Source organism: Collinsella sp. (genome assembly GCF_052346665.1).
In the GTDB taxonomy this organism is placed as follows: Bacteria; Actinomycetota; Coriobacteriia; order Coriobacteriales; family Coriobacteriaceae; genus Collinsella.
Window position 1 is genome coordinate 6,822 of sequence record NZ_DAWDUX010000049.1, and the last position, 715, is coordinate 7,536.

General features: G+C 57.8%; 2 protein-coding genes. One reads left to right on the forward strand and one right to left on the reverse strand.

Translation table 11 applies throughout. The annotated features are described in order from the left end of the window. Positions 1 to 298 precede the first annotated feature (298 nt). Positions 299 to 472, reverse strand: coding sequence for a hypothetical protein (locus ACT8II_RS08425; protein ID WP_270226737.1), 174 nt, complete (start codon positions 470 to 472; stop codon positions 299 to 301). Between ACT8II_RS08425 and ACT8II_RS08430 the strand changes: the two genes are divergently transcribed. Continuing rightward, on the forward strand, positions 461 to 715 hold a 255-nt coding region (locus ACT8II_RS08430; RefSeq protein ID WP_443813768.1), incomplete at its 3' end, for a hypothetical protein. The genes ACT8II_RS08425 and ACT8II_RS08430 overlap by 12 nt on opposite strands.

Consider the following 715-nt stretch of genomic DNA (forward strand, 5'->3'; position numbering starts at 1 on the left):
GGCTCGAGACGGCACCGAAAACTGGGTGCAACTGGAGTGACGGGACGGCAGAATCGACGCCATCGAGTGGGAATAGAAAATTCCTTAGTTATGGGGGTATTAATTTGATTTCCTTTAGGATACACCCCCATAACTATATGAATTGACCTGCTGACTCCAATGAAGATTGGAGGGTAACGGCCAGGGGTGACGGCCCAGCGAGTGTTATTTTGCGAGCTATGCGCGTTGAAAGCGACCTTTCGTGGTATAAACTACTTGCCGGAAGCCGCGGCTTTCAGAGTACGGCTTACGTGTACGTTTAACCTCCGTGGGCGACGGGGTGCCGCAAGGCGTAGAATATCGCCCACCTGTAGGGGTCTGCAGCGATGCGGGCCCCGCTTCGTATGAAGGGGGCGTAGCCGATGAAGATCGTATCCATCCCCAGGATTTCTTCGACCTCGTCGAGGGCGAACGCGAGCTCATGCTTAAGCACAATCGCCCCTGCATCGTGGTGGTGAGGCTGCGTTTCCGCGGGAAGCGCAGGGACTTCGCCGTGCCGCTGCATTCCAACATCGCCCCCAACGTGCCCAAAGACCAGTACTTTGCGTTGCCACCCCGCCCCACGACGCGCCCCGGCTGTCGCCACGGCATCCACTACATCAAGATGTTCCCCATAACCAAGTCCTACCAGCGCCGCTTCAGGACCGAGGGCTCGGCCTACTACGAGACGCTCCAG